The organism is Aeribacillus sp. FSL M8-0254 (genome assembly GCF_038008845.1).
Lineage (GTDB): Bacteria > Bacillota > Bacilli > Bacillales > Aeribacillaceae > Aeribacillus > Aeribacillus composti.
Genome location: NZ_JBBOZY010000001.1, coordinates 3,178,820 through 3,202,636, shown reverse-complemented (window position 1 = coordinate 3,202,636; position 23,817 = coordinate 3,178,820). Strand labels below are relative to the sequence as shown.

Below are 23,817 nucleotides of genomic sequence, written 5' to 3'. Positions count from 1 at the left end.
CATGGAGCCTCTACAACCATGATTCTTTTGCAAAGCGGCCAACTGCAACAGACTTGGCAAACCCAAACATGTTACCATGGCTGCCCCTCCATGTAAAGCCTCTCAGCATAACCATTGCATAAAAATTTTGCACATTTCTGTACTTTAATGGTTCTTACGCAATCTTGGTGATAGGGAGGAACTAATTGAGAAAAATAGTGTGTAGAATTTTTAGCTTCTTATTCTCAATTATGTCGACTTTTCACCAAAAGAACGTAAGAACCACTTTAATTTTGCAATAAACAGGCGGTCAGGATATTGTCAGTTGTGTTGATGTTTTGGATAGATTAAAACATGGCAATAGGGCATGAGAGGGTATGATAAAAATCAATAAGGAAAATGTGTTGACAGATGGAGAGAAGTTAAGTAATATAAAATATACATATACACGTATATGTAATTTATATGTGTATATGTGAATGGATACACGGATAATAATGTACCCGTGTATAGGGAAATTTTTTTAATCCAAAATATAAACGAAAAAAATAAGGAGGCATCAATTATGAAAGTAGCTATTATTGCTGCAAATGGTGGTTTGTTTGATGCGTACAAAGTATTCAATATCGCGACGGCTGCGGCGGCTGTCGAGGCGGAAGTGGGAGTATTTTTCACGTTTGAAGGATTGAATTTAATCCATAAAGAGGCGCACAAACAACTTCCGATCCCAGCGGGAAAAGAACACTTCCAACAAGGATTCCAAAAAGCGAAGGTTCCGTCAATTGAAGAACTTCTCCAAATGGCGCAAGAAATGGGCGTGAAGTTGATCGCCTGCCAAATGACGATGGACGTGATGGGGCTTGAGAAAGAACAGTTTGTTGATGGAATTGAAGTCGCTGGAGCGGCCACATTTCTGCAATTTGCGAAAGACGCCGATATTACATTAGCGTTTTGATCATTAGGAGATGAATGAGAATGAAGAAAGTCACTGTCTATACGACAACGACGTGTCCGTATTGCGTGATGTTAAAAAATTTCTTGCGCGAGCAAGGCATTCCGTTTACTGAGGTGAATGTTCAACTAGATCCAGCGGCAGCGCGCAAGTTAGTTGCAACAACTGGGCAAATAGGCGTGCCACAAACGAAAATTGACGAGCAATGGGTGCTCGGGTTTGACCCGGAAACAATTATGCAATTATGGAATCGATAATTTTTAGAGGGAGGGTATAGTCGATGGCAAAAATCATTTCAGTTAAAGAAGTGGCCAATAAAATTATTCGCGGCGAAAAAATGTTTATCGTTGATGCCCGCAATGCAGAAGAGTTTGCTAATTGGAGAATTGAGGGAAAAAACGTAGAGGTCGTCAATATCCCATATTTTGAAATTCTCGATGGGGTGGAGCCGTTTTTAGATCGCCTGCCGAAAGATAAAAACACGACGATTTATTCGGTTTGTGCAAAAGGCGGTTCGTCGGAGTTTGTGGCGGAACAGCTCGAGCAAGCCGGATATCAAAACGTTTACTCGATTGAAGGCGGCATGAAAGCGTGGAGCGAGCATTTAGAACCAGTTAAAATTGGAGAGTTGAAAAGTGGTGGCACGCTCTATCAATTCGTTCGCCTTGGCAAAGGGTGCTTATCTTATCTTGTCGAGTCCAACGGCGAAGGGGCGCTCATTGATACAAACCGCATGACAGATGTATACGTTCGGTTTGTGAAAGAACACGGTATTACCATTAAGCATGTGATTGACACCCATCTGCATGCTGATCATATTTCTGGAGGCCGCAAGCTGGCCGAACAACTTGGAGCGACGTACTATTTGCCACCGAAAGATGCGGAAGAAGTGACGTTTTCTTACACGCCGATTCAAGATGGGGATCGCATCCAAGTTGGCAACGTGGTGATCAAGGCGTTGTATTCGCCGGGGCATACGATCGGGAGCACGTCGTTTATTGTTGATGATCAATATTTATTAACAGGGGATATTTTGTTCATTGACTCGATCGGCCGCCCAGATTTGGCCGGGAAGGCACAAGACTGGGTCAGTGATTTGCGTCAAGCGTTATATAAACGCTATAAACAACTCGCTGATGACTTGGTTGTTTTGCCAGCGCACTATATGGGACCGAATGAAATGAACGAGGATGGAAGTGTGGCAGAGGCGTTAGGCGTTCTCTATAAGCAAAATCATGGTTTAAATATTGGAAGCGAGGAAGAATTCCGAAAAACGGTGACAGAGAACTTGCCGCCGCAGCCGAACGCGTACAAAGAAATTCGGCAAACGAACATGGGCAAACTTTCTCCGGACGAAGAACAGCAACGGGAAATGGAAATAGGGCCGAACCGTTGCGCTGTACGATAACCGAGCCGTTTCATAGCATATAGCAGCTAAAAAGAAAAGGGGGCTTGGTATGCAGTTGCATCGAGCCCTCTATTTTTTAAAGCCGTCTCACTTTGGATCGTTGTATAACGTTCGCGATCTTTCGTTTTCACCTTGCTTTTGATATGATTTAATGCAAGGGCAAAACACAATAGCAGGAAGGTGAACATATGGCTGGACATCGTTTTCATTATGAAAAAGCGGAAAAACTGCTCGATCCAAAACGAAAGGAATGGATTTCTCCCGAACAAGTGATTTCTGTCTTATCTGTTCAACGGGACGATGTGATCGCTGATCTTGGAGCAGGGAACGGCTATTTTACCATACCGCTTGCTAAGGAAACAAATGAGAAAGTACATGCTGTCGATGTACAACCGGAAATGATCCAACTGCTAAAACAGCGCGCGGAACAAATGGCGATTACTAATATTGAGTATCAGGTCGCGGATGTCAGCTCTACTGCCCTTCCATCTCATTCTATTGATAAAGGTTTAATGGCATTCGTGTTTCATGAGGTTGAGCCAAAAGATGCTGTGATGGATGAAATTCGCCGCATTATGAAGCCAAACGGACAGTTTTTGTTCATTGAATGGGAAGTGATTAACAGTGAAATGGGACCGCCTGTGCACGAACGAATCGCTTCAAGTAACTTGCTTGCTTATTTGAAAACGAAAACGAGCCAGGTAGAGTTCATTCGTTTTCATCCGGCAATATATGGAGTTTTAATCCACTATTGAGTAGTAGCGGATTAAAATGAAAATATTTCTGTTGATTATATACCTATAAGGGTATATAATACAATCGTAATAAGGAGGCGGTAAAACGGGTGGATAAAATCATTTGGTTACTATTATTAGTATTAGGGATATTGTTGCTGGCCGTTTACCGTCGGTATTATCCAGTGGGGGGAATTCGATGCATCCAGTCAGCTGATGTGCCCAAACACTTGATTAAGGTCGATCTTCGTGATTATAATGAAGTAAGTCAGGACGGCCTTAAAGGGACATTGAATATTCCTTTGGCGTATTTGAAACGACATGTTTTCCTTATTCCACGGCAATCGTTGCATGTCATTGCTAAGGATTCCGTGGAAAAAAATTTAGGCATCCGTTGGTTGCGCCGCTACGGTTATAATGTCCAAAGTTACTCCTTGGCCGTCTGTCGTTGCCAGGAAAGGAGCCATACTAAAAAATGGAGTACAATAAAGAAATCAAAAACCGCTTAAAACGAATCGAAGGACAAATTAAAGGGGTTCTTGGTATGATGGAGCAAGGAAAAGATTGTAAAAGCGTCGTTGCCCAACTGTCGGCAGCGCGCAATGCGATTGATCGCGCCATTGCGGTGATCGCCAGCTCTAATTTGGAACATTGTCTTCGTGAAAGTTTGGAAAAAGGCGAGAAAACGGATCATCTTGTGAAAGAAGCAGTGGAATTGCTCATAAAAAGTCGCTAAAATCGTCGCGTCAACAAGTATAAAAGGTGTTGACAACACTCTTTTTATTTATTAATATACCCATAGGGGTAATAGTAAATCAAGGAGGTTATCAAAAATGAACGTAGAAAAAGTATTGGATGCGAAAGGATTGTCTTGCCCGATGCCGGTCGTTAAAGCAAAAAAAGCGATGGATGAATTAACGTCTGGTCAAGTATTGGAAGTCCAAACAACCGATAAAGGGGCAAAAAGCGACTTGCCGGCGTGGGCGCAGGCAAGCGGCCATAAAGTGATCGATATTAAAGAAGAAAATGGCATTCTAACTTTCTGGATCGAAAAAGGATAATACGATCGCTTACTGTACACTTGCATATGATTCATGGAGGGGGACGAAAGATGTCGCAACAAAAGAAAAAAACGACAATCATTTTGTTTAGCGGCGATTACGATAAGGCAATGGCGGCGTACATCATCGCCAACGGCGCCGCTGCTTACGATCATGATGTAACGATTTTCCATACGTTCTGGGGGCTGAACGCATTGCGTAAAGACGCCCACGCTCCAGTCCAAAAAGGATTTTTAGAAAAAATGTTTGCGAAAATGATGCCTCGCGGCGCCGACCGCATGGGCTTGTCGCGAATGAATTTTGCGGGCATCGGCCCGAAATTGATTAAACATGTCATCAAAAAACACAATGCCATGCCCCTTCCGCAACTCATTGACATGGCGAAAGAGCAAGGGGTGAAGCTCGTAGCCTGTCAAATGACAGTCGATCTTTTAGGATTGAAGCCGGAAGAACTGATCGATGGAATTGAATTTGCAGGAGTGGCCGCGTATTTAGCTGATGCTTCTGAAGGAAATGTAAATTTGTTTATTTAAATGAGGGGACAACGACATGGTCCAAACAATTGTTAACATCGTTTTATTCATTCTCATTATATGGTTTATCACAAGCAGAGTGTTGCCGCCGAAGGGAGTGCGGATGATCACCCCGACGGAACTGAAGCAGCAACTGCGGAAAAAAGATGTGCAATATGTTGACGTCCGCACACCGATGGAGTTTCGAGCTCACCATTTGCCGGGATTTAAAAATATCCCACTGAATGAACTTCCTTCTCGGGTACATGAGCTGTCAAAAGAAAAAGAAGTAATCGTCATTTGCCAAAGTGGTATGCGAAGCATGAAAGCGAGCAAACTATTAAAGAAAATGGGTTTCCGACATGTGACAAATGTGAAAGGCGGAATCAATGCATGGGTGTAAAGGAGGGGGAACGAGATGAAGACGATCACAGCAAAAGAAGTGGAAACGTTGCTTCGTGAGGGAAAGCCGCTGAATATTGTCGATGTGCGTGAAGCGGATGAAGTCGCGGCTGGAAAAATCCCAGGGGCTATGCATATTCCGCTTGGGCTCATTGAATTCCGAATGGATGAGCTTGATAAAAATAAAGAGTATATTCTTGTCTGCCGTTCCGGCGGGCGAAGCGGACGGGCGGCAGAACTTCTTGAAAAACATGGATATCGCGTTGTCAATATGACTGGCGGCATGTTAGCGTGGGAAGGGCCGGTCGAGTAATTAGTGAAGGAGGAATGTAGCGTGATTCAAGTGAATTTGACAGTCGATGCGAAAGGATTATCTTGCCCGATGCCGATCGTAAAAACGAAAAAAGCGATCAATGATCTTGAACCGGGGCAAGTGCTCGAAGTGCAGGCGACGGATAAAGGTTCGAAGGCGGATATCAAAGCATGGTCCGAAAGCACAGGACACCAATATCTCGGGACGATTGAAGAAGATGGGGTGTTAAAGCATTATATCCGTAAAGCAACTGACAGTGAGACGAAGAAAGAAACGAAATTTCCAAATGTCGTTTCGAATGAAGAATTGCACAATCAAATGGACGATCCATCTGCTTTGATTTTAGACGTGCGCGAACCAGCAGAATATGCATTTGGCCATATTCCTGGCGCCTTGTCGATTCCGCTTGGAGAATTAGAAGATCGCATTAATGAGTTGCCGAAGGATAAAACGATTTATGTTGTTTGCCGTACTGGCACGCGCAGCGATTTAGCGGCACAAAAATTAACAGAAAAAGGATTTACTAATGTATGGAATGTTGTTCCAGGCATGTCCCAATGGAACGGGCCGCTCGATACAGCTCAATCCTGATTGAGCGGTTTTTTAAAAACAAAATATACTATAGGGGGTATAAAAATGGCGGTAAAAGAAATGACGGTGCAAACATTAACAGAAAAAGTATTAAATAAAGAACATCTCGTTATTTTTGACGTACGTAACGAAAGCGATTTTCATGATTGGAAAATCGAAGGGGAGAACTTTGAATATATTAATGTTCCATACTTTGAGTTGATTGATGGTGTCAATTCGGTAATCGACCGCCTTCCAAAAGAAAAAGAGGTTGTCGTCGTTTGTGCCAAAGGCGGTTCAGCGGCGTTTGTTGCAGAACAATTAGTAGAAGCAGGATTTGACAATATTTATACGCTCGTTGGCGGCATGAAAGCGTGGAGTGAACATCTTCATAAAGCAAAAGTATATGAAGATGACAAGATGAAAGTATATCAATTCATTCGTGTCGGAAAAGGATGTCTCTCTTATATGGTGATTTCCGGAAAAGAAGCGCTTGTCGTGGACCCGTCGCGGTTTATTGATGTATATGAACAAGTCGCAAAAGAAGAAGGAGTAGCGATTACGCATATCGTCGATTCCCACTTGCACGCCGACCATATTTCCGGCGGAAAAGCGCTAACGGAACGGACAGGAGCGACATACTATTTGATGAAAAGCGAAGGAGCGGTGTTTGATTTCGAACCGCTGGAAAAACATGACCGCATTGATTTTGCGCAAGTGCAATTAGAAGTATTAGCGGTGAAAACGCCAGGGCATACGCCGGGAAGTGTTTCCTTCTTCGTGAATAATCAATTGCTTTTCTCTGGAGATACAATTTTTGTCGGCGGACTCGGACGCCCGGATTTAGGCGGAAAAGCGGCGGAATGGGCCGCGGATTTGTATGACACGGTATACGAAAAAGTAGCCGCGATTGCGGATGATGTAATCGTTCTGCCTGCCCATTACGCTAATTTGGATGAAGAAATGAGCAAAGCGGGATATATTGGCGATACATTAGGCAACATTCGCGCCCGCAACGACATGATGCGGTATAAGCAAAAACAAGAATTTATCGATATTGTCGTTCAAAACGCGAATACAGAGACACCGCCAAACTTTGAAGATATCGTAGCGATTAACCGCGGGCTAAAAGCGGTCGACATCGAACAGCAGCAAGAACTCGAAATCGGCCCAAACCGTTGTGCGCTGCATCATACTCGTTAATTGAGGAGTGAAAAAATGAATGCAAATAAGATCATAGATACAAAAGGATTATCTTGTGCCATGATCGTTGTGAAAGCAAAAAAGGCTATCGATGACTTACCGCCCGGCCAAATACTTGAAATCGAAACAACGGATCAAGGAGCAAAAAATGATCTAACCGCTTGGATAAACGTAAGCGGTCATGAGTTAGTCGATTATAAAGAAGAAAACGGTGTATGGAAATTTTGGATAAAAAGAAAATAATCATTCGGGGGACATTAAGTGCCCCCTATTTTTCACAACGTCAAAAGGAGTGACGTGTTGATGGAAGTGACGCTGAATTTCATCATCGTGATTTTTCTCATAGGTTTTATCGGTTCATTCATTTCTGGAATGGTTGGCATTGGCGGGTCCATTATTAAATATCCAATGCTTCTCTATCTTCCACCGCTATTTGGTCTTGCAGCGTTTAGCGCCCATGAAGTATCGGGCATTAGCGCCGTGCAAGTTTTTTTCGCCACGATTGGTGGTGTATGGGCATATCGAAAAGGCGGTTATTTAAATAAAACGTTAATTCTTTATATGGGGATTAGTATTTTAATCGGCAGTTTCATCGGCGGCTACGGCTCCAAACTGATGAGCGAAGGAACGATTAACGTCGTTTACGGTATTTTGGCGGCTTTGGCAGCCATCATAATGTTTGTACCGAAAAAAGGGATTGATGATATTCCGTTGGACAAAGTGATCTTTAACAAATGGCTGGCCGCCGCATTGGCATTTCTGATCGGAATTGGCTCCGGGATTGTCGGGGCGGCGGGGGCGTTCCTTCTCGTTCCTGTGATGCTCGTGATTCTGAAAATTCCTACTAGAATGACGATTGCCACTTCATTGGCTGTCACCTTTATTTCTTCCATTGGCTCGACATTTGGCAAAATCACCACTGGTCAGGTCGATTACATCCCTGCCCTCATTATGGTGGTTGCCAGTTTGATTGCCTCGCCGCTAGGGGCAAAAGCAGGACAAAAAATGAATACAAAAGTACTCCAAGTCATTTTAGCCGTTTTAATTTTGGCAACGGCGGTGAAAATTTGGGTCGATATTTTGTAGATGAATTCTTTAGATAAAGCAACCGCAGCGCGGTGCACTATAATTGAAGATTCTTTGCCTACTGAATACTAAGTTTTTGCTCTGCATATAACTAAGCTGACTGATGCCTGCTATATGATGAAGAAAGGTGGTTAAACGAATATGTTCCATTATACGGTCGAAGTACAAAAGGAAATGAACGAGGCGATCGAGCAGCTGGAAGAGATCTTGAAAAAAAGAAGGTTTCGGGGTTTTGTGGCAGTTTAGTGTCACGGATAAATTGCAGGAAAAAGGGGTTGGTTTTTCGATCCCGATGGTCATTTTGGAAGTATGCAATCCGCAGGAGGCGGCGCGGGTGCTGTCGAAAAACATATCCGCCGGTTATTTTTTACCGTGCAAAATCGTCGTCTATAAAGAGAACGGAATAACCAAAATCGGAATGCCTAAACCAACGATGCTGGTCGGCATGATGGATGATCCGGAACTGAACAAGTTAGCCGAGGATATTGAACAACGGCTTATATCGTATATCAATCAATGCCGATGACGTCAAAACGGGCATTGAAAAATTGCTGCCATGAATAGCAGAGCTCACTCCTCCATTATGGAGCGAGCTCTTTTTTCTTTCCATCATGGGACACCTATTGGCCCAGGACGACTAGATAATGTCATCAAGCCGCTCTTCGCGCAGCTGGCGGTTGACGATCTCATCGAGCTCCCGGATTTTTTTGAGGGCGAGGTGGTAGTCGTCAAACGGCCAAGATCTAGAAAAGATGGCGGGGTATCAGGTATTAATATTAAGCCATAAAACGATCCGTCGGTTGATTCTTGAGACAGAGGTGGACCTTCATCGCTCGATCGATTCGTCCTAACTGCGCGTGTTGTTTGTTGAAGTGGATGGCCTGTTTGTTTCCCGGCAACGAAGCCGGCGTAAGGTGAAAGAAGAAAAGATCTTAGATGTTCATGAGGAATGGAAAACGGGTGGAACTGGTGAATCAATGTCATTATGTTCATCGGGGGAGGGGGATGTCTGGGAAGGGCTCGAATTGTTGATCAGGACAGGAAAAGGAGAGGAGGTGGCCAGGGAAGAGACGAAAGAGACGAAACGAACGATCATCGAGAAAGCCAAGTCCTGAGCCAGCGCGGCGTTACCGGACGTCGCACGGAACCACATTCCGTACTTGCAAGGGCCGTCGGGAACGATTATACATGAGGCGCTATCCAGCCTTCGACGGTTGTAAGAAAGGAATTGATCATCTTTTCGTAGAACGAGGGAAGAGAGTTCAAAAACGCTTACGAAATCAATTCAAAAAATGGTTGGATATCCTTGGATTAAATACCCAAAAAAGTTCCCACAAAGTCTTGGCTCACTCTCATTTGGGATGGATTTTGTCTGAAATGGGGAAAAGGGTCTTAATGATAGACGCAGATTCCCAGTGCAATTTGACCGGTTTGTGTCTTAGTTTAGCAGGAACTGAGGATATAGAGGAATTTTATAATTATAGTGGAATTGACAATATAAAAACATCGCTTGAGCCGGTATTTGAAGGATTGCCTAAAAGGTTAGAACCAGCCAAATGTTTTGAGTTCTCTAATAGAGAAGATTTGTATTTGTTACTCGGACATACTGGTTTTACTGAACTCGATGTAACTATAGGGATTGCACAGGAATTAAAACGTAGTCTAAGAAAGACACAAAATATTCCGGGAGTAATTAACTATTTAATTAACATTACTTCTCGGGAATATGGTTTTGATTACGTGTTAATTGATATGAGCCCAAGTGTATCTGCAACGAATGCCAATTTATTAATGCAAAGCGATTATTTTATTATTCCTTGCAGTCCTGATTACTTTTGTAATATGGCCATCCATTCATTAGCGCTAGTCCTTCCTGAGTGGAAAAATACATATGACAATATTAGAAGGCATCAAATTTTCCAAAATGCAGAATATCGTTTTTCTAATACGCTTCCGAAATTTATTGGAACAATACTTCAACGATACAGACCGAAAAATGGTGTTCCGGCAATATCATTTCAATCTTGTATTGGTAAAATTAACCATAACGTTGCTACAAATCTAGTGCCAACTTTGAGAGAACACGGTATGCTAATTAATGAAGAGATGTTTGGTACAACTAGAATAGATGGAGGACCTTACAATTTAGTAAATATATCTGATTTTAACAGTTTAATTGCCCAGTCACAGAAATTACAGCATTCCTGTTTTTGCTCTGTCAGAAGAACAATTTGAACAATCAGGAAGTGTTTTACTGAATAGTATGAATTCAAGAGATGAGTTTAGAAACACGTTCACACAGTTGGCGCGTAAAATTATTAGATTGACTTCTTAAGCAGTTTGCATTTTTAGATTAAAAAACAAGGAAATCTCCCTCCTATTTTGAATCAGATGAGTGAAAAGGAGGGGGATTTTTTATGGTTAAAATGTTGCTTGAGTATAATCTGCTTATATTCCAATATTGTTTTAAATATACCGTGTTCAAATTCACCAACACTGATAAAACGTATTATGTCGCTGTGGTGGAAATGTCTAATCGCGGAGGAGAATTTGAAATCATTCAGAGCAAAGTGCTGAATGATCTGTCTGATGCCAAAAAATATCTTTTGGAGTTAACCGAATTAAATTTTTGCTCTGATGATATCAATGAGTTAAATGAGTCAATTCACTTTCTGGAGGAATAGAAATAGAGGTAAAAAGCAATTCAGATAGGGGAGCCTATTCTGAATTGCTTTTTTTCTGTGAAAATAATTTAATTCCACTTAGCCCATGAATAGCTTCAATCTATTGAGGGTAATATATAAATAACCTAAAAAAGACAATAAGAAAGCAGAGCTACCTAATGGAAGGTAACTTTGTTTAAACTTATTCTTCTTTGGTTATACTAATTAATTAAAGGTTCTTTATAAGGCTCCTTATTAATTAGCATAGAGTAAATGATTCGAAGCATTCGATGCGATATGGCAACGAGTGCTTTTTTCTTTCCTCTTCTTGCAGCAATCGACCAATATTTAGCAGCTAACCAACGATTCCTACTTTTAGAGATTGCCCATGCTACTTCGCACAGTACAGTTTTGATATGAGGATTCCCTTTAGTCGTTTTAGTTGACTTTCGTTTTCCTGCACTTTCATGATTTCCTGGAGCAACTCCGGCCCAAGACGCTAAGTGTTGAGAGGTAGGAAATTGTTCCATGTTCACCCCAATCTCTGCAATAATAATTGCTGCGGAATCCTTTTTAATACCCGGAATCGTTAGTAATAACTCCACTTCTTCTTTATAATTCTTCAGAATTTCATCTATTCTTTCCTCGATTTGGCTGATTAATGATTCTAAATAAACGATGTGTTGCCAAGATTGTTTGATTAGAAAGACTTGATGATCGTTTAAAGTACCGAATAAAGAGTCTGTAATCATTTGTTTTTTGTGCTTCATTCTTCCGTGAATACTATTTTCTACATCAATGGAATCAACATATCCATTTTGAATTAATTTGGATAGAAGTTTTCTTCCAGAAACACCAAACACATCTGAAATAACTGAATTTAGTTTAACATTTGAGCATTCTAATACTTTCAGAATCCTATTTTTTTCTGAAGTCAAATGGCCGATCCATTTTTTACGAAGCCGAGTTAAATCACGAAGGTTTCGTATATCTTCTGGTGGAACAAAACTTTTTTCAATCAGTCCATAACGCAATAACTTTGCAATCCACTCTGCATCCGAAACATCTGTTTTTCTTCCAGGGACATTCTTGATTCTTTGAGCATTCGCTAATGTAATATCAAAGTAATCCTCCAAAATGTTATAAACGGGCTTCCAATAAATCCCAGTACTTTCCATCGCAATGTGCGTAATGCCATGGTTTTCCAACCACTTTAGTAAACGAAAGAGATCCTTTGTTAAAGTGGGGAAAGTTTCTGTTTCAATGAATAATTCATCGTCCTGTTCGCCAATCATGACACAAGCAACAATTGTTTCAGCATGTACATCTAATCCTGCACAACGTGTCATCAGTACATCCAATATAATCCCTCCCATAAAGTAGATTCACAAACAGCGAGTGAATTTGAAATATAAGCATTTTTCTGTACGTAGTCATCATTCTAAAGGAATGAGCTAACAATGGGTTGTTCACCAAATCCACTCAAACAGTTTTTTATTCAGGGTATCATCCACCATAAAAGCCTACGTATTGTTAACTGTTTGTGTTATCTACATTATGGGAAAGAAATATCCATTTTCATGCCAGGGTTGTGAATGAAAATTCATGATTGTTTTTTATAGAGAAGTGAAGAAAGGTCGTGACAGCCTAAGAACCGTGAGCATGAATTTGTACTAAAAACTGGCCAACTTCACTGTCCTTATTAGAATCAGGTTCATTATGTTGGATCATTGAGATCGTGTATAAGAAAAGGGAATAGATGAGGTTATGTGAAGACTTAAAGAAATAATGGGGAAATCGTCAAGTCTACTGAACTCCGGTTTTCGAAGATATGAAAACAAATGCAAAAACAGCCCTTGAATGTGAAAAGAATGCCACTATCTACGCGCGGCGCAAAGTCGAGGTGGAAAGTGTATTCGGTTACATCAAGGGCAAGCGGTCGGTATATGAAAAGTATGGGTTGTGGCATAAAACTTAATGAAAGTAGTCGTTATCCGCCAGTACCTTTTGCTACTTAATATTAGTTACCCTGGTAATAAATTCAGCCAACACTTCGTACATCTTCACCGCTTTGGATTTTAGTAAATTCATCTGGTGCAACGGAAGCTTTAACCTTCATGGCAATGAAATATATGTATATCTTACATTAGATGGGTACGCTTCGCGGTCACTACTGGTTAAATTTGGTTGTAGTGAGGGAAGCGTATGGGATGCACCTTGGATCTCTGCATCGCTGATGATGACGAACCCTCCCATGTCTCTGGGCATCCTTACGCCTACATTCCTTCGTTCGGTCTAGTCATCAGGCAGAGGCTGGCGAAGCTGCTTTCTTTTGCAGTTGCGTTTGCAGCGATTACATTTTTGCATGTTGTCGTTGGGGAGCTGGCTCCGAAAACATTGGCAATTCAAAAAGCAGAAACCGTTACGTTGTTATGTTCAAGGCCTTTAATCTTTTTCTACAAAATCATGTATCCGTTTATTTGGGCATTAAACGGATCAGCACGTGCAATCACCGGATTATTTGGACTAAGACCGGCATCAGAACATGAAGTCGCCCATTCAGAGGAAGAGTTGCGGCTTATTTTATCTGAAAGTTATAAGAGCGGAGAAATTAATCCATCGGAATATAAATATGTAAACAATATTTTTGAGTTTGACAATCGGATCGCCAAAGAAATTATGGTGCCGCGCACAGAAATTGTCGCATTAGATAAAAACGATTCAATCGCGGACATTTTGGAAATTATGAAGAAAGAAAAATATACACGCTATCCTGTTATGGACGACGATAAAGACCATATCGTTGGGATGGTGAACATAAAGGAAATATTAACGGATTGCATTCAAAATCCACAAGCGGTTGAAAAAAAGTTAGATGGTTATATTCGTCCAATTATACAAGTAATCGAATCGATCCCTATTCATGACTTGCTTGTGAAAATGCAGCGGGAACGAGTCCATATGGCGATTTTAGTCGACGAATACGGCGGGACGGCCGGTCTTGTGACGGTTGAAGATATATTTGGAGGAAATTGTCGGTGAAATTCAAGATGAGTTTGATATAGATGAAGTTCCAATGATTCGCAAAGTGAACGAACATACTACCATTGTTGATGGAAAAGTCTTAATTGAAGAGATAAACAATTTACTTGGAACGGATATCGATGATACGGATGTTGACACGATTGGCGGTTGGATTTTAACGAAGAAATTTGATATTCAACAGGGCGAGATTCTCTCTCACGGTGATTATGAATTTAAGGTATTAAAAATGGAAGGTCGTCATATCCAATTAGTTGAAATTACAAAACGTGTGCAATCTCCTTTACTTGCCGTACAAGAAGCGATAACAGAATAAGAAGTGAAAGAGAAGCTGTCTCAAACGTCCATGCCTTACTTAGCAAAGGATAATGTTTAAAAACATGATTCATACCCTAGTGACTAACAAAAATAAAAATAATAATTGACAGATTCATATAGGTTATTTTATGATTAAATTGGACAGTTGAATAGTTCTCCTAAAGGGGAGTAGCTTTTACAACAAAGTCGTCATTTCGGAGTTTTGCCGCTCCCGGCTTTGTTGGCAACGTTAACGTTGTTAGCAAGACCTTTACCCGTTGGTAAAGGTCTTTATTTGTATGTAAAACCTTTACCATACATGGTAAAGGTTTTTTATGTGCGCCCGGCATGTACATGAACTATAGGGTGTAAGTCCCGAACCCCGAAGACAGAAGTAGTGGTTAGCCTAACGCAAGGGTGTCCGTGGTGACGCGGAATCTGAAGGAAGCTGGAGGCAAAACACCGGTCCGAGGAACATGAGCTTCATATAAGGCTAGGTATCATTGGATGAGTTTGCATAACAAAACAAAGTCCTTTCTGCCAAAGGTGATATAGAGTAAATGAAGCAGATAGATGGAAGGAAAGATTACACTCTTACCCGGGGAGGTCTGATGGATATGTGAAGTACCCTTCATAACCTACTTAGTGATAAGTAGCTGAACCATCAGAAGTCAGCAGAGGTCATAGTACGGATTGGTCTAGAACAATTCGGAAGGACCGAACAATTAAGAGAGAATAGCCCTTTGCATTCAGTGCGTCATGTTGAACACAGAAAACGTAGTACCTCACTTGAGGGAGGAAGCGGTGAATTCCGCAGGGGTCCTCTTGGAGGGTGGAGTGACCACTGGCATAAAGAGAACAGCTATTCACGGAAGTTATAAAGACTTGCGTCAATCATCTTAATTGAACCGCCGTATACGGAACCGTACGTACGGTGGTGTGAGAGGACGGGGGTTAATCTCCCCCTCCTACTCGATTTGATAATCTGGGAGGTAAGTGTATGAAAAAAGACAGCATTTACTCGTTGTAAAAAGGATGCTTTACTTGCTTGAGTGTATAATAAGAATAAAATTCATAATGGTTGGTAAAAATGAATGTTGGCTCTCCTAAAGGAAAATACGGTCTTATTTAGAAAATGAAATATCAAACTACAGTAAAATACTAAAGGAGGATTCAGGTTACATGGAACTTTCAATTTTATTAGAATACAGCTGGGTATTACTACTTCTAATTGCACTTGAAGGGCTTTTGGCAGCTGATAATGCACTTGTTTTAGCTATTATGGTCAAGCATCTTCCGGAAGAACAAAGAAAGAAAGCGTTGTTTTATGGGCTTGCAGGTGCATTCGTTTTCCGTTTTGCTTCACTATTTGTGATTTCATTCCTTGTCAATGTATGGCAGATTCAGGCGATAGGTGCTCTTTATCTTTTATTCATCGCAATCAATCATATTATTAGAAAAGTTGCTGTAAATAAAGAAAAAGAAAAAAATAAAGAAATACAGGAAAAGAAACAATCCGGATTTTGGGGAACTGTTTTCAAAGTAGAATTGGCCGATATCGCATTTGCAGTCGACTCCATTCTTGCAGCAGTAGCATTAGCAGTTACGCTTCCGAATACAAATCTTCCGCAAATCGGCGGACTGGATGGAGGTAAGTTTCTCGTTATCTTTGCTGGAGGATTAATAGGCTTAATTATTATGCGCTTTGCTGCTAATTTCTTTGTAAAATTGCTTCATTCGAAACCTGGTTTGGAAATCGCTGCGTTTCTCATTGTTGGCTGGGTTGGGGTAAAGCTATCTGTTTATACGTTATCACACCCTCAACTGGCAATTTTACCTGAAGGGTTTGCAAAATCACCTGAATGGAAAATAACATTCTATGCTGTACTCGTTCTGATCGCATTAGGTGGCTGGTTTTTATCAAAGGAGAAAAAAGAACTGCCTTCCGCAGAATAATCCAATGGAAATGAGTAGTTTCAAAGATTTTCATTTTTAGAAACATAGCTTGAGCCGCCCTTTATTTGGACGGCTCGGGCTTTAATAATCTAGAAAGAGAACATTTATTTGAAATCGTTCAATGAATTGGTTCAAAGGTGTGTACAAAGAAAAGTTCGAGAATATTACTGAATGATAAGAACAAGATTTGAAATTTATCGGCGCAGGAAAAAGCAATTTTAAGATTCAGTCAACAAATATAAGTTAAGAATTTTGTTGTTATCTAGAAATACTATGATGTTTTATTATAATTTGATTAGGCGGACAACCGGAGCAATCAGGAATGTTTGTTCTGCTTTGGCGATTATGAGTATCTTTGTTCCCTTGCTCATTAATTTTACTGATTATTGAACGCGCGTTCTTTACTTACGCTTACGGCTCAGGGCTTGTCGGACTGTTTTTTCATAAACTGACATATGCTATTATTTATACCTAAACAGGGAACTAACCGAACCCTCTATTTGCTTGATAGGTAAAAAACCGAAAAATGAAACCACCAATTTTTTTTAGAAAAACCCTTAAAATCAGTAGCCTAGCATAAAAAATAAAAACATTTTATGCAGAATTTTCTGAATAAAATATTTTATGATAAACGAAAAACAAGGCAGTAACCAACTAAAGGTGATCACTATACATTTGGTAATAAATGTATTTGTTTTATTGTTACATGGCTAACGCGCTTCGTCGACTTTTTTCACTCATTCTCGTTGAATTCGTTCCACCCACACGGTACTTGGTTTCCAAAGAAAAACGCAAAGCCAACGATAAATCTGGGTGAGAGAATGTTTCGATTTCATTTCAAGTTGAATAAGAATGAGTAAACAGTAAGAAATCAGAGCTAAGTAAACCTGATTTTCTACAGCTTCTGAGTGTTAAACGTTGCTTAATCCACTTAAAAAATAGTTCAATGGCCTTATCGAGAACGATAGATATCACCAAGTTCTTCTGGATCTAGGTCGAATCGGTTCGTAATAATTCGAATTCGATTCCCGTCCGAATCGAATGTTTCGATTAATCGAAAGACATTTTCCGTTCGTTTTTGTGGAGTCCCAATGACCTGATGTTAGTCTAAAAATTAGACACGGAGAACAGGGAGATTATAATAAACTTAATTACAATAGGTTTGTTTTTTGAAAATAAAAGTGCAGAGAATTGCAAAATCCTTATGCAGTGATATGCAAAGGAGCTTTACATGGAGGAGGAGCCATGATAACCTTTTTTGGTTTTGCCAAAACTGTTGAAGCTGGCGCTTGGCTAAAGAATCATGGCTACAGAGGATCCATGTCAAGCCCTTGATGGATAGATCACATATCTGTATATTTATACAAAATTTTGATAAAGATATACTGCAACACTCTGAATTTTCTTCTTGCAGAAAATACCTTACATCATTTTACAGAAATATATTTGGAAAATGCACAAATGCTTGGTAAGAATGTGCATCATCTAGGGGATTCGCAAAATTTTTCGCGGTATTTCGAATGTTAGGATGAAATTGCCCTAATTTACAACATAGCATTTCAATATATACTCTCCCCTTTGTATTTCACCAGCTTCCCGCACAACTATTTTCTCAGTCTTTTCAGCGCTATTTGTAATAATAATTGGCGTTACGATTTCTTTATTATTTTTTTCAATAAATTCTATATCAACATTCATTATGGGATCTCCAATTTTTACTTTTTGCCCTTCACTCACAGTTACTTCATAACCTTCACCATTTAATTCAACCGTATCTAGTCCAACGTGAATTAATACTTCTAACCCATGTTTTGTTCGAATACCTATTGCGTGCTTAGTAGGAAATACTTGAATAATTTGTCCTTCTACAGGGGACACCACCTTTCCGTCTTTAGGAATAACCGCTATCCCATCCCCCATCATCTTTTGGGCAAACACGGGATCCGGTACTTCTGATAATGAAATTACTTCGCCATACATAGGTGAAAAAATTTCTTCTATAATAGTTTTGGGATTTTTCGCAAATATTTTTTTTAACATACTAATTCCTTCTTTCTATCTATAATAATTTTATGAAAATTGTATTTTAATAATAAAGACAAGACAAAGAACAGACAGCAATCCAACAATAATGGTACTTCCGACAAATCTTAAATTTGCTCCTTTTTCCTTCCGGTTCAACGTACTATTTTTTATGAATTCTTTATGTGCTTTCCGGTATTTGCTAATAGCTAAAAGAAGCAACATACTGCCAAATATATTTCAACCAGCAATAATGAAATCGCCAACCTTCCTATTTCTAACTGGATATGTTTAATAAATTTTTCGTTTTATAAATCTGACAACACCATTCTTGTCAATATACCAAAAAAAGATTTAACATGGCAAACACAAACAAATTTTAATGAAAGGATCCTCTTTTACTTGAGCAAAAAAAGGTTGGTTTGCCTGCAGCGACATTATATATAAATAACTAAGAAAGAGAAATGGGACGTATAAAAAAGATGACCGATATTTTAAAAATGCGCAAACTTTGTAATATGGAAGGGGAATCATTCGAATGTTTTTGTTAGCACGTTGTATTATGCGTCTTCATCTTTTCCCGCCCTTTCAATGGTTTCTTTTTTCTCTTTCAGGTAGTCAACATAATGGCTAAAAATAGCTTCTCCAATAATAAAAAAAGGGGTAAATGTTTTCAATTTTGTTCCGTTATGGCTTGCGAGATTTGAACTCCTGGCATATAAATTATACGGAGTCATTCTAGCCAAACGATTATTTACTAAATTTGTTATAGAGATAAAAGGAATTCCTTTGGCAACTAAATTTTGCACTGCAGGAAAAATTGTTGGTGTATCTCCTGATAAAGAAAAAATGATCACAACATCGTTTTTCTGCAAATCCTTTACAATTATTTCAAACTCCAATTGGGAGTGGATAACATTCAAATACTTTTGAAGCGGCAGAAACATTCTTTGCAACTCTAATGCACAATGTAATTGTGCAGTGCCCGTCCCAAAAACAAATACTTGATTGGCATTATATATCAATTCACAAACATCCGAAAAATCTTTGGTTTGAATATATTTGATTGTTTCATGAAGATCTTCCTGCAAAATTTCTACACCGCTTTTTTCTTCTATCGGATCCTCTCGACCTTGCCATTTTAAGAACACTCGGAATTCACTATATCCACTAAATTCCAATTTTTGTGCCAACCGCAATATTGAAGAGCGGGAAACATTGCATTTTTCAGCTAGATTATTAATCCCTAACGAATAACAAGTATTTTTATTATTCATAATGTACTTTAAGATGTGTAAATCTGTCTCATTTAATTTTTTATAATGTTTATTAATAAGTTCTTCTAATCTCAAGCCATATCTCCTCCTTCAATAAATAATTTATGTTTGCTCTTGTCATCTCCAATGGCCGTGCCGTTAACTGCGAATAAATTCGCTGGCAGAACTATATGGAACTGTACTGGATTATTATCCTTTACATTCTTTCGGAAGCAGCCAAATGTAATGCCAGAACACTACAATACTTAGTTTAAAGGAAAAAAAGGTGTAAGTCTGCTGCTTGGCAAAAAATAATTATTCATTAACAGAAGGAGGAGTGAAACAAAAAAGTACAAAAGATTGTTACCCTTTTGTACTTTTTTGTTTGATAAAATCGATCATCTTAAAAAAATTCGCTCACTACCACATCATCTTTATGAAGTTCAGGCCAGAAATCTTTATTTGCTTCAATTAAATCATCCAATATTTCTTTAGCAACTTTTGCACTCGGTACTGTTTTGGATAATGTTATTGCTTGCCATAATTTTTGGTAAGACCTTGTTATCCATGCTTCTACCACTAGCTTTTCCACAGATACTTGTTGTTCCATTAATCCTTTTTGGAATTGCGGGATTTCCCCGATCGATAGCGGTTCAGGACCATTGCTGCCGACAATGCATGGAATTTCCACCATTGCGGTCGGATCAAAATTGGAAATAGCCCCTTTATTTTCTACAATAAGCAACATTCTTTCATGAGTGTTATAAGCAATGGCACGCGCCAAATCTACAATATATGCTGCATGTTCATCTATATGAAGTTTACTGCCTTCTGTGGATTGATTTTCAATTATTTTTCTACATTCGCCGAAAACAAATTTTTCACGGCCTTCCATTACTTCATTTGCTCTTGTATAATTCGGGTTAGAATTTGCCACTACTTCATCCGGGAATAAATAGTATTTTAAATATGTGTTCGGCAACGTATCTGGGTCTAATGCATATACGTCTCTCGCTTTTAAGAATGTATCTTGCCAGCTAGCATCAACATGCTGATTGTCTCCGCTATCATTGACAACATACCCGTACTTTGCAACATGCTCCTTTAATTTAGGCATTAAATCATTTCCTTCTTTGTCGCGAATATCCGTCCACCATCCAAAATGGTTCAATCCATAATATCTTACCGTCATTTCTTTGCGAGATTTTAACCCTAAAATTCGCGCCATACGTTCTTCAATCCCGACAGGCATATCACAAATGTTAAGTACTTTCGAATGAGGACGGAGACGGCGCGTCGCTTCAGCTACAATCGCTGCTGGGTTGGAATAATTGAGCATCCATGCATTAGGAGAGTATTTTTCCATATAATCAATTAATTCTAATACTCCTCCAATAGAACGCATTCCATATGCAATTCCACCTGGCCCGCATGTTTCTTGACCAACTACACCATGTTTCAAAGGTATTTTTTCATCTAATTCACGCATTGCATATTTTCCTACACGAATATGCGCCATGACAAAATCAACATCTGTAAAGGCTTCTTCAGGATTTGTTGTTGCCAAAAATTCTATTTCCGGAGCTCTTTCTTTGAGAATTATTTCGCAAGCTCCTGCAATTGTTGCTTGACGTTCCTCATCATTATCATAAAGTTTTAATTTCCGAATTGGAAACTTATATAAATTATCTAATAACATCAAAACAATCCCTGGAGTAAAAGTACTTCCCCCGCCTGCAATTAATACCGAGAATTTTTTCATTTTTAGGTTTCCTCCTTTAATGCAATATCCTCTTTCATCCAAGTTATAACAATTCATTTGTATGAAAACAATATTTCTTAACCATTCTGGTCGCTATCTCAAGTTCAGTTCTATTTCCCATAAGAAGGGAATTTTCCCGCTTGTCAAATAAACAACATTTTAGAATTTGCAAGTAAATGTGGAGCCTTTTAGTTTTCTTTATATTGTTTTTTGCTAGAATCACTCAATAAATTCTCAAATTGTTCCCTTACTTGTGGAACCGATAAACCGACTATCACTTGAATTGCTTTCCCATTCTTAACAATTCCGTGGGCTCCAGCTGATCTAAATCGGCTATCAGGCGCTATTTTTGATTCATCTACTACTGTTACGCGGAGTCTTGTAGCACAGTTTGTTACATCGGCAATATTAGAAGATCCGCCTAGAGCTTCTAAAAATTCACTAGCTTGAACAAAATAAGCATTTTCTTTATTTGCACTATTTTTATTTTCTGCTTGCTTTTTAGCTTTGTAGTCTGCTTTTGTATACAGTTTTACTTCTTTTTGGTCATCTGCTTCACGACCTGGGGTAGCTACATTTAGCTTTACAATTAAATAACGAAACGTGAAAAAATAGATAACCGTAAATGCCAATCCAATTATCCACTGAGTGATATAAGTGGAAGAATGGTATTTGAATAACGGAATCCAGTTGGAGCTAGCAATTTCTAACAATCCACCACCCATATTACCAACTGCACCAAACGCATACATCACCGCAGCCATAGAAGCTGCTAAAAATGCATGCACAGCAAATAGAAGAGGAGCAACAAATAAAAATGTGAACTCTATCGGTTCTGTGATCCCAGCTACAACAGATGTTAAAGTTGCTGCAATCAACATACCTGATACGATTTTCTTTTTCTCAGGTTTTGCTGTTACGTATATCGCTAATGCAATGCCAGGGATTCCAAAAATTTTGGACATACCATGCAAAGCAAAACCGCCTTCCGGGAACATTTCTTTTAATGAATGAGCACTTGTTGCATATTCTGATAAATGCTCCATCCAATATTTTGCAATTCCGCCATCAACAACTGCCGGGCCGTAGATAAAAGGACCGTATATAAAATGGTGCAGCCCCGTTGGAATTAAGATTCTTTCAAGGAATGTATACAACCAAACCCCTAATACATCAGAGGAAGCCAAAAACCCTTGTAAAGAAGCAATTCCGTTCTGAATTATCGGCCATCCCCACGAGGTAAGCAAGGCAAGAGGCAACATAGCAAAAAAACAAACAATGACAACAAAGGATGTTCCTTGGAAGATACCTAGGAAATCTGGTAGTTTTTTGTCAAAATATCGATTGTGGATTAAAACAACAATGGAAGAAATAACAATCGCACCGATAATATTTGTATCTAAAGTTTTAATACCGGCAATTTCCGTTAACCCGCTCACTCCTCCAACTTCTTGGCTAAAATCGACACCAAAATTTTCCCCCCAAATCGTTAAAATAGCGTTTACAAAATAATTGAAAGTTAAATAGGTTACGAGTGCTGCTAAAACAGCTCTCGCGTGTGCTTTTTTCGCTAATCCAATAGGGAGGCCGGCAACAAAAAGCAACGGGATTTGATTAAATACTGTCCATCCACCTTCCTCTATTACCGTCCAGAATTTATACCATGCTCCATCTGGATCAGCCAAAGAACCCATAATATCCCCGTTTTTAAATAAAATTGTGAGGCCTACAAGTATCCCCGCAAATGGGAATAATAATACTGGCACAAACATCGCCCCACCGAACCGTTGGATTTTTTGCATCATCCTTGATCCACTCCTTTTCTAGCAATTAAATAACAATACTTAAGAAGAAATTTGTGGGATCTGTTATTTCATGCAAAAGATGATTGCCATAGCAAAAATGTCAAGGTGCTTATAGTTGCAACTATAAACTGTCAGCGCTTACAATTAATTTATATTAAAATCTAATTTTTAACAATAACTTGGCAAGATGTCGGGACTTATCCTTTCCATTTGAACATTTTCCCACAGTTTGAAAAATTTCACGAACTTTTCAAACTGGAAAAACATATAAAATTTCTTTCTCACGGTTATTCACTATGTAGCTTTAGCTTCCCTAAACATCGAGTAGGAGGCTAATGAATTAGAAGTGCCGCAGCATTTGAAAACCGGCGCAGCAAACGGTGCGCCTAAAGTCGGCCGATTCGTAGACAACGCCATAACAAAATCTGAAAAATACGAACCCTGACCGGCAAATAGGATTCGCCATGGAAGGGGTTGGGGATGTTCAGGTTCCGGCGGAAAACAAAATCCAGGCATACTTGAGCAAGGTCGATGGGGTGAATGTGGAGGACATAAAAGAAATTAGAGATAATTCAAAAGGTTTAAGCCCAGGTGATAAAGCGAAAATTGAAAAATGGATGTATCCACCCAGTGAGGAAAAGTACCTTAAATATAAAGATGTATATGATAATCCAAAATATCAAGAAACTGGAGAAGTAATATGGCTCCAAATGATGGATTCACAGAAGAGCCGGTTGACACAATCCTGAAAAATGGAATGTTAATAGATAGATATGGAGAACCAACTGGGGGCT

Annotated in this window: 24 protein-coding genes and 2 pseudogenes; 21 read left to right on the top strand and 5 right to left on the bottom strand. The window is 39.5% G+C overall.

Annotated elements, in window-relative coordinates:
- Nucleotides 1-544 precede the first annotated feature (544 nt).
- The 18 genes and pseudogenes from NSQ44_RS15545 to NSQ44_RS15465 all read left to right on the top strand — a co-directional run bounded on the left by NSQ44_RS15545 (nt 545) and on the right by NSQ44_RS15465 (nt 10,904).
- Nucleotides 545-934: a DsrE/DsrF/DrsH-like family protein gene (locus NSQ44_RS15545; RefSeq protein WP_108897616.1), complete on the top strand. Its 390-nt coding sequence runs from the start codon at nt 545-547 to the stop codon at nt 932-934.
- A 20-nt stretch (nt 935-954) separates the two neighbouring features.
- The gene (locus NSQ44_RS15540; RefSeq protein WP_108897617.1) at nt 955-1,188 is read left to right on the top strand and encodes a glutaredoxin family protein; all 234 of its coding nucleotides are present in this window, start codon (nt 955-957) and stop codon (nt 1,186-1,188) included.
- Between the two features lie 23 nt (nt 1,189-1,211).
- Nucleotides 1,212-2,339, top strand: a complete 1,128-nt coding sequence (locus tag NSQ44_RS15535) for an MBL fold metallo-hydrolase (protein ID WP_340857536.1) — start codon at nt 1,212-1,214, stop codon at nt 2,337-2,339.
- Between the two features lie 188 nt (nt 2,340-2,527).
- The gene (locus NSQ44_RS15530; protein ID WP_270897447.1) at nt 2,528-3,094 is read left to right on the top strand and encodes a class I SAM-dependent methyltransferase; all 567 of its coding nucleotides are present in this window, start codon (nt 2,528-2,530) and stop codon (nt 3,092-3,094) included.
- Nucleotides 3,095-3,183: 89 nt separating this feature from the next.
- Complete coding sequence (locus NSQ44_RS15525; protein ID WP_340857534.1) at nt 3,184-3,582, top strand: rhodanese; 399 nt, start codon at nt 3,184-3,186, stop codon at nt 3,580-3,582.
- Nucleotides 3,549-3,809, top strand: a complete 261-nt coding sequence (locus NSQ44_RS15520; protein ID WP_108897620.1) for a metal-sensitive transcriptional regulator — start codon at nt 3,549-3,551, stop codon at nt 3,807-3,809. The genes NSQ44_RS15525 and NSQ44_RS15520 overlap by 34 nt, the downstream gene beginning before the upstream one ends.
- Before the next feature lie 97 nt (nt 3,810-3,906).
- Nucleotides 3,907-4,134, top strand: a complete 228-nt coding sequence (locus NSQ44_RS15515; RefSeq protein ID WP_340857533.1) for a sulfurtransferase TusA family protein — start codon at nt 3,907-3,909, stop codon at nt 4,132-4,134.
- 50 nt (nt 4,135-4,184) lie between these two features.
- A complete protein-coding gene (locus NSQ44_RS15510) occupies nt 4,185-4,667 on the top strand; it encodes a DsrE/DsrF/DrsH-like family protein (RefSeq protein ID WP_094245781.1) in 483 nt (160 codons plus the stop codon).
- Nucleotides 4,668-4,683: 16 nt separating this feature from the next.
- A complete protein-coding gene (locus tag NSQ44_RS15505; RefSeq protein WP_094245782.1) occupies nt 4,684-5,049 on the top strand; it encodes a rhodanese-like domain-containing protein in 366 nt (121 codons plus the stop codon).
- Between the two features lie 15 nt (nt 5,050-5,064).
- On the top strand, nt 5,065-5,361 hold the full coding sequence (locus NSQ44_RS15500; RefSeq protein WP_270897443.1) for a rhodanese-like domain-containing protein: 297 nt from the start codon (nt 5,065-5,067) through the stop codon (nt 5,359-5,361).
- A 21-nt stretch (nt 5,362-5,382) separates the two neighbouring features.
- Nucleotides 5,383-5,952 carry a sulfurtransferase TusA family protein gene (locus NSQ44_RS15495; protein ID WP_340857531.1) on the top strand — a complete coding sequence of 190 codons (570 nt, stop codon included), beginning with the start codon at nt 5,383-5,385 and terminating at the stop codon, nt 5,950-5,952.
- Nucleotides 5,953-5,997: 45 nt separating this feature from the next.
- Entirely contained in the window at nt 5,998-7,134 is a 1,137-nt protein-coding gene (locus NSQ44_RS15490; RefSeq protein ID WP_340857530.1) for an MBL fold metallo-hydrolase, read from the top strand.
- Between the two features lie 15 nt (nt 7,135-7,149).
- Nucleotides 7,150-7,377, top strand: a complete 228-nt coding sequence (locus NSQ44_RS15485) for a sulfurtransferase TusA family protein (protein WP_108897626.1) — start codon at nt 7,150-7,152, stop codon at nt 7,375-7,377.
- Nucleotides 7,378-7,437: 60 nt separating this feature from the next.
- Nucleotides 7,438-8,220, top strand: a complete 783-nt coding sequence (locus tag NSQ44_RS15480) for a sulfite exporter TauE/SafE family protein (protein ID WP_108897627.1) — start codon at nt 7,438-7,440, stop codon at nt 8,218-8,220.
- Nucleotides 8,221-8,361: 141 nt separating this feature from the next.
- Nucleotides 8,362-8,746: pseudogene (locus NSQ44_RS15475) on the top strand (DUF302 domain-containing protein).
- A gap of 331 nt (nt 8,747-9,077) precedes the next feature.
- The gene (locus tag NSQ44_RS19095) at nt 9,078-9,335 is read left to right on the top strand and encodes a UPF0236 family transposase-like protein (protein WP_445659510.1); all 258 of its coding nucleotides are present in this window, start codon (nt 9,078-9,080) and stop codon (nt 9,333-9,335) included.
- A gap of 73 nt (nt 9,336-9,408) precedes the next feature.
- Nucleotides 9,409-10,455 carry a ParA family protein gene (locus NSQ44_RS15470; protein ID WP_340857528.1) on the top strand — a complete coding sequence of 349 codons (1,047 nt, stop codon included), beginning with the start codon at nt 9,409-9,411 and terminating at the stop codon, nt 10,453-10,455.
- Nucleotides 10,456-10,637: 182 nt separating this feature from the next.
- The gene (locus NSQ44_RS15465; protein WP_340857527.1) at nt 10,638-10,904 is read left to right on the top strand and encodes a hypothetical protein; all 267 of its coding nucleotides are present in this window, start codon (nt 10,638-10,640) and stop codon (nt 10,902-10,904) included.
- 200 nt (nt 10,905-11,104) lie between these two features.
- On the opposite strand, the gene NSQ44_RS15460 is transcribed toward NSQ44_RS15465, so the two are convergent.
- Nucleotides 11,105-12,244, bottom strand: coding sequence for an IS110 family transposase (locus NSQ44_RS15460; RefSeq protein ID WP_340857525.1), 1,140 nt, complete (start codon nt 12,242-12,244; stop codon nt 11,105-11,107).
- A gap of 955 nt (nt 12,245-13,199) precedes the next feature.
- On the opposite strand from NSQ44_RS15460, the pseudogene NSQ44_RS15455 reads away from it, so the two are divergent.
- A pseudogene (locus NSQ44_RS15455) lies at nt 13,200-14,241 on the top strand (hemolysin family protein); the annotation flags it as partial.
- Nucleotides 14,242-15,404: 1,163 nt separating this feature from the next.
- Complete coding sequence (locus tag NSQ44_RS15450) at nt 15,405-16,178, top strand: TerC family protein (protein ID WP_340857524.1); 774 nt, start codon at nt 15,405-15,407, stop codon at nt 16,176-16,178.
- A gap of 1,539 nt (nt 16,179-17,717) precedes the next feature.
- Here the strand turns inward: NSQ44_RS15450 and NSQ44_RS15445 are convergent.
- From NSQ44_RS15445 to NSQ44_RS15430, 4 genes are all read right to left on the bottom strand, one after another.
- Entirely contained in the window at nt 17,718-18,218 is a 501-nt protein-coding gene (locus NSQ44_RS15445; RefSeq protein WP_340857523.1) for a PTS sugar transporter subunit IIA, read from the bottom strand.
- A 542-nt stretch (nt 18,219-18,760) separates the two neighbouring features.
- On the bottom strand, nt 18,761-19,552 hold the full coding sequence (locus NSQ44_RS15440) for a MurR/RpiR family transcriptional regulator (protein ID WP_340857522.1): 792 nt from the start codon (nt 19,550-19,552) through the stop codon (nt 18,761-18,763).
- Nucleotides 19,553-19,859: 307 nt separating this feature from the next.
- Nucleotides 19,860-21,218, bottom strand: a complete 1,359-nt coding sequence (locus NSQ44_RS15435) for a 6-phospho-alpha-glucosidase (protein ID WP_066250754.1) — start codon at nt 21,216-21,218, stop codon at nt 19,860-19,862.
- A 188-nt stretch (nt 21,219-21,406) separates the two neighbouring features.
- Nucleotides 21,407-23,023 carry an alpha-glucoside-specific PTS transporter subunit IIBC gene (locus NSQ44_RS15430; RefSeq protein ID WP_340857521.1) on the bottom strand — a complete coding sequence of 539 codons (1,617 nt, stop codon included), beginning with the start codon at nt 23,021-23,023 and terminating at the stop codon, nt 21,407-21,409.
- 542 nt (nt 23,024-23,565) lie between these two features.
- Here NSQ44_RS15430 and NSQ44_RS15425 point away from each other — a divergent pair.
- Nucleotides 23,566-23,772: a hypothetical protein gene (locus tag NSQ44_RS15425; protein ID WP_340857520.1), complete on the top strand. Its 207-nt coding sequence runs from the start codon at nt 23,566-23,568 to the stop codon at nt 23,770-23,772.
- Nucleotides 23,773-23,817: the final 45 nt, after the last annotated feature.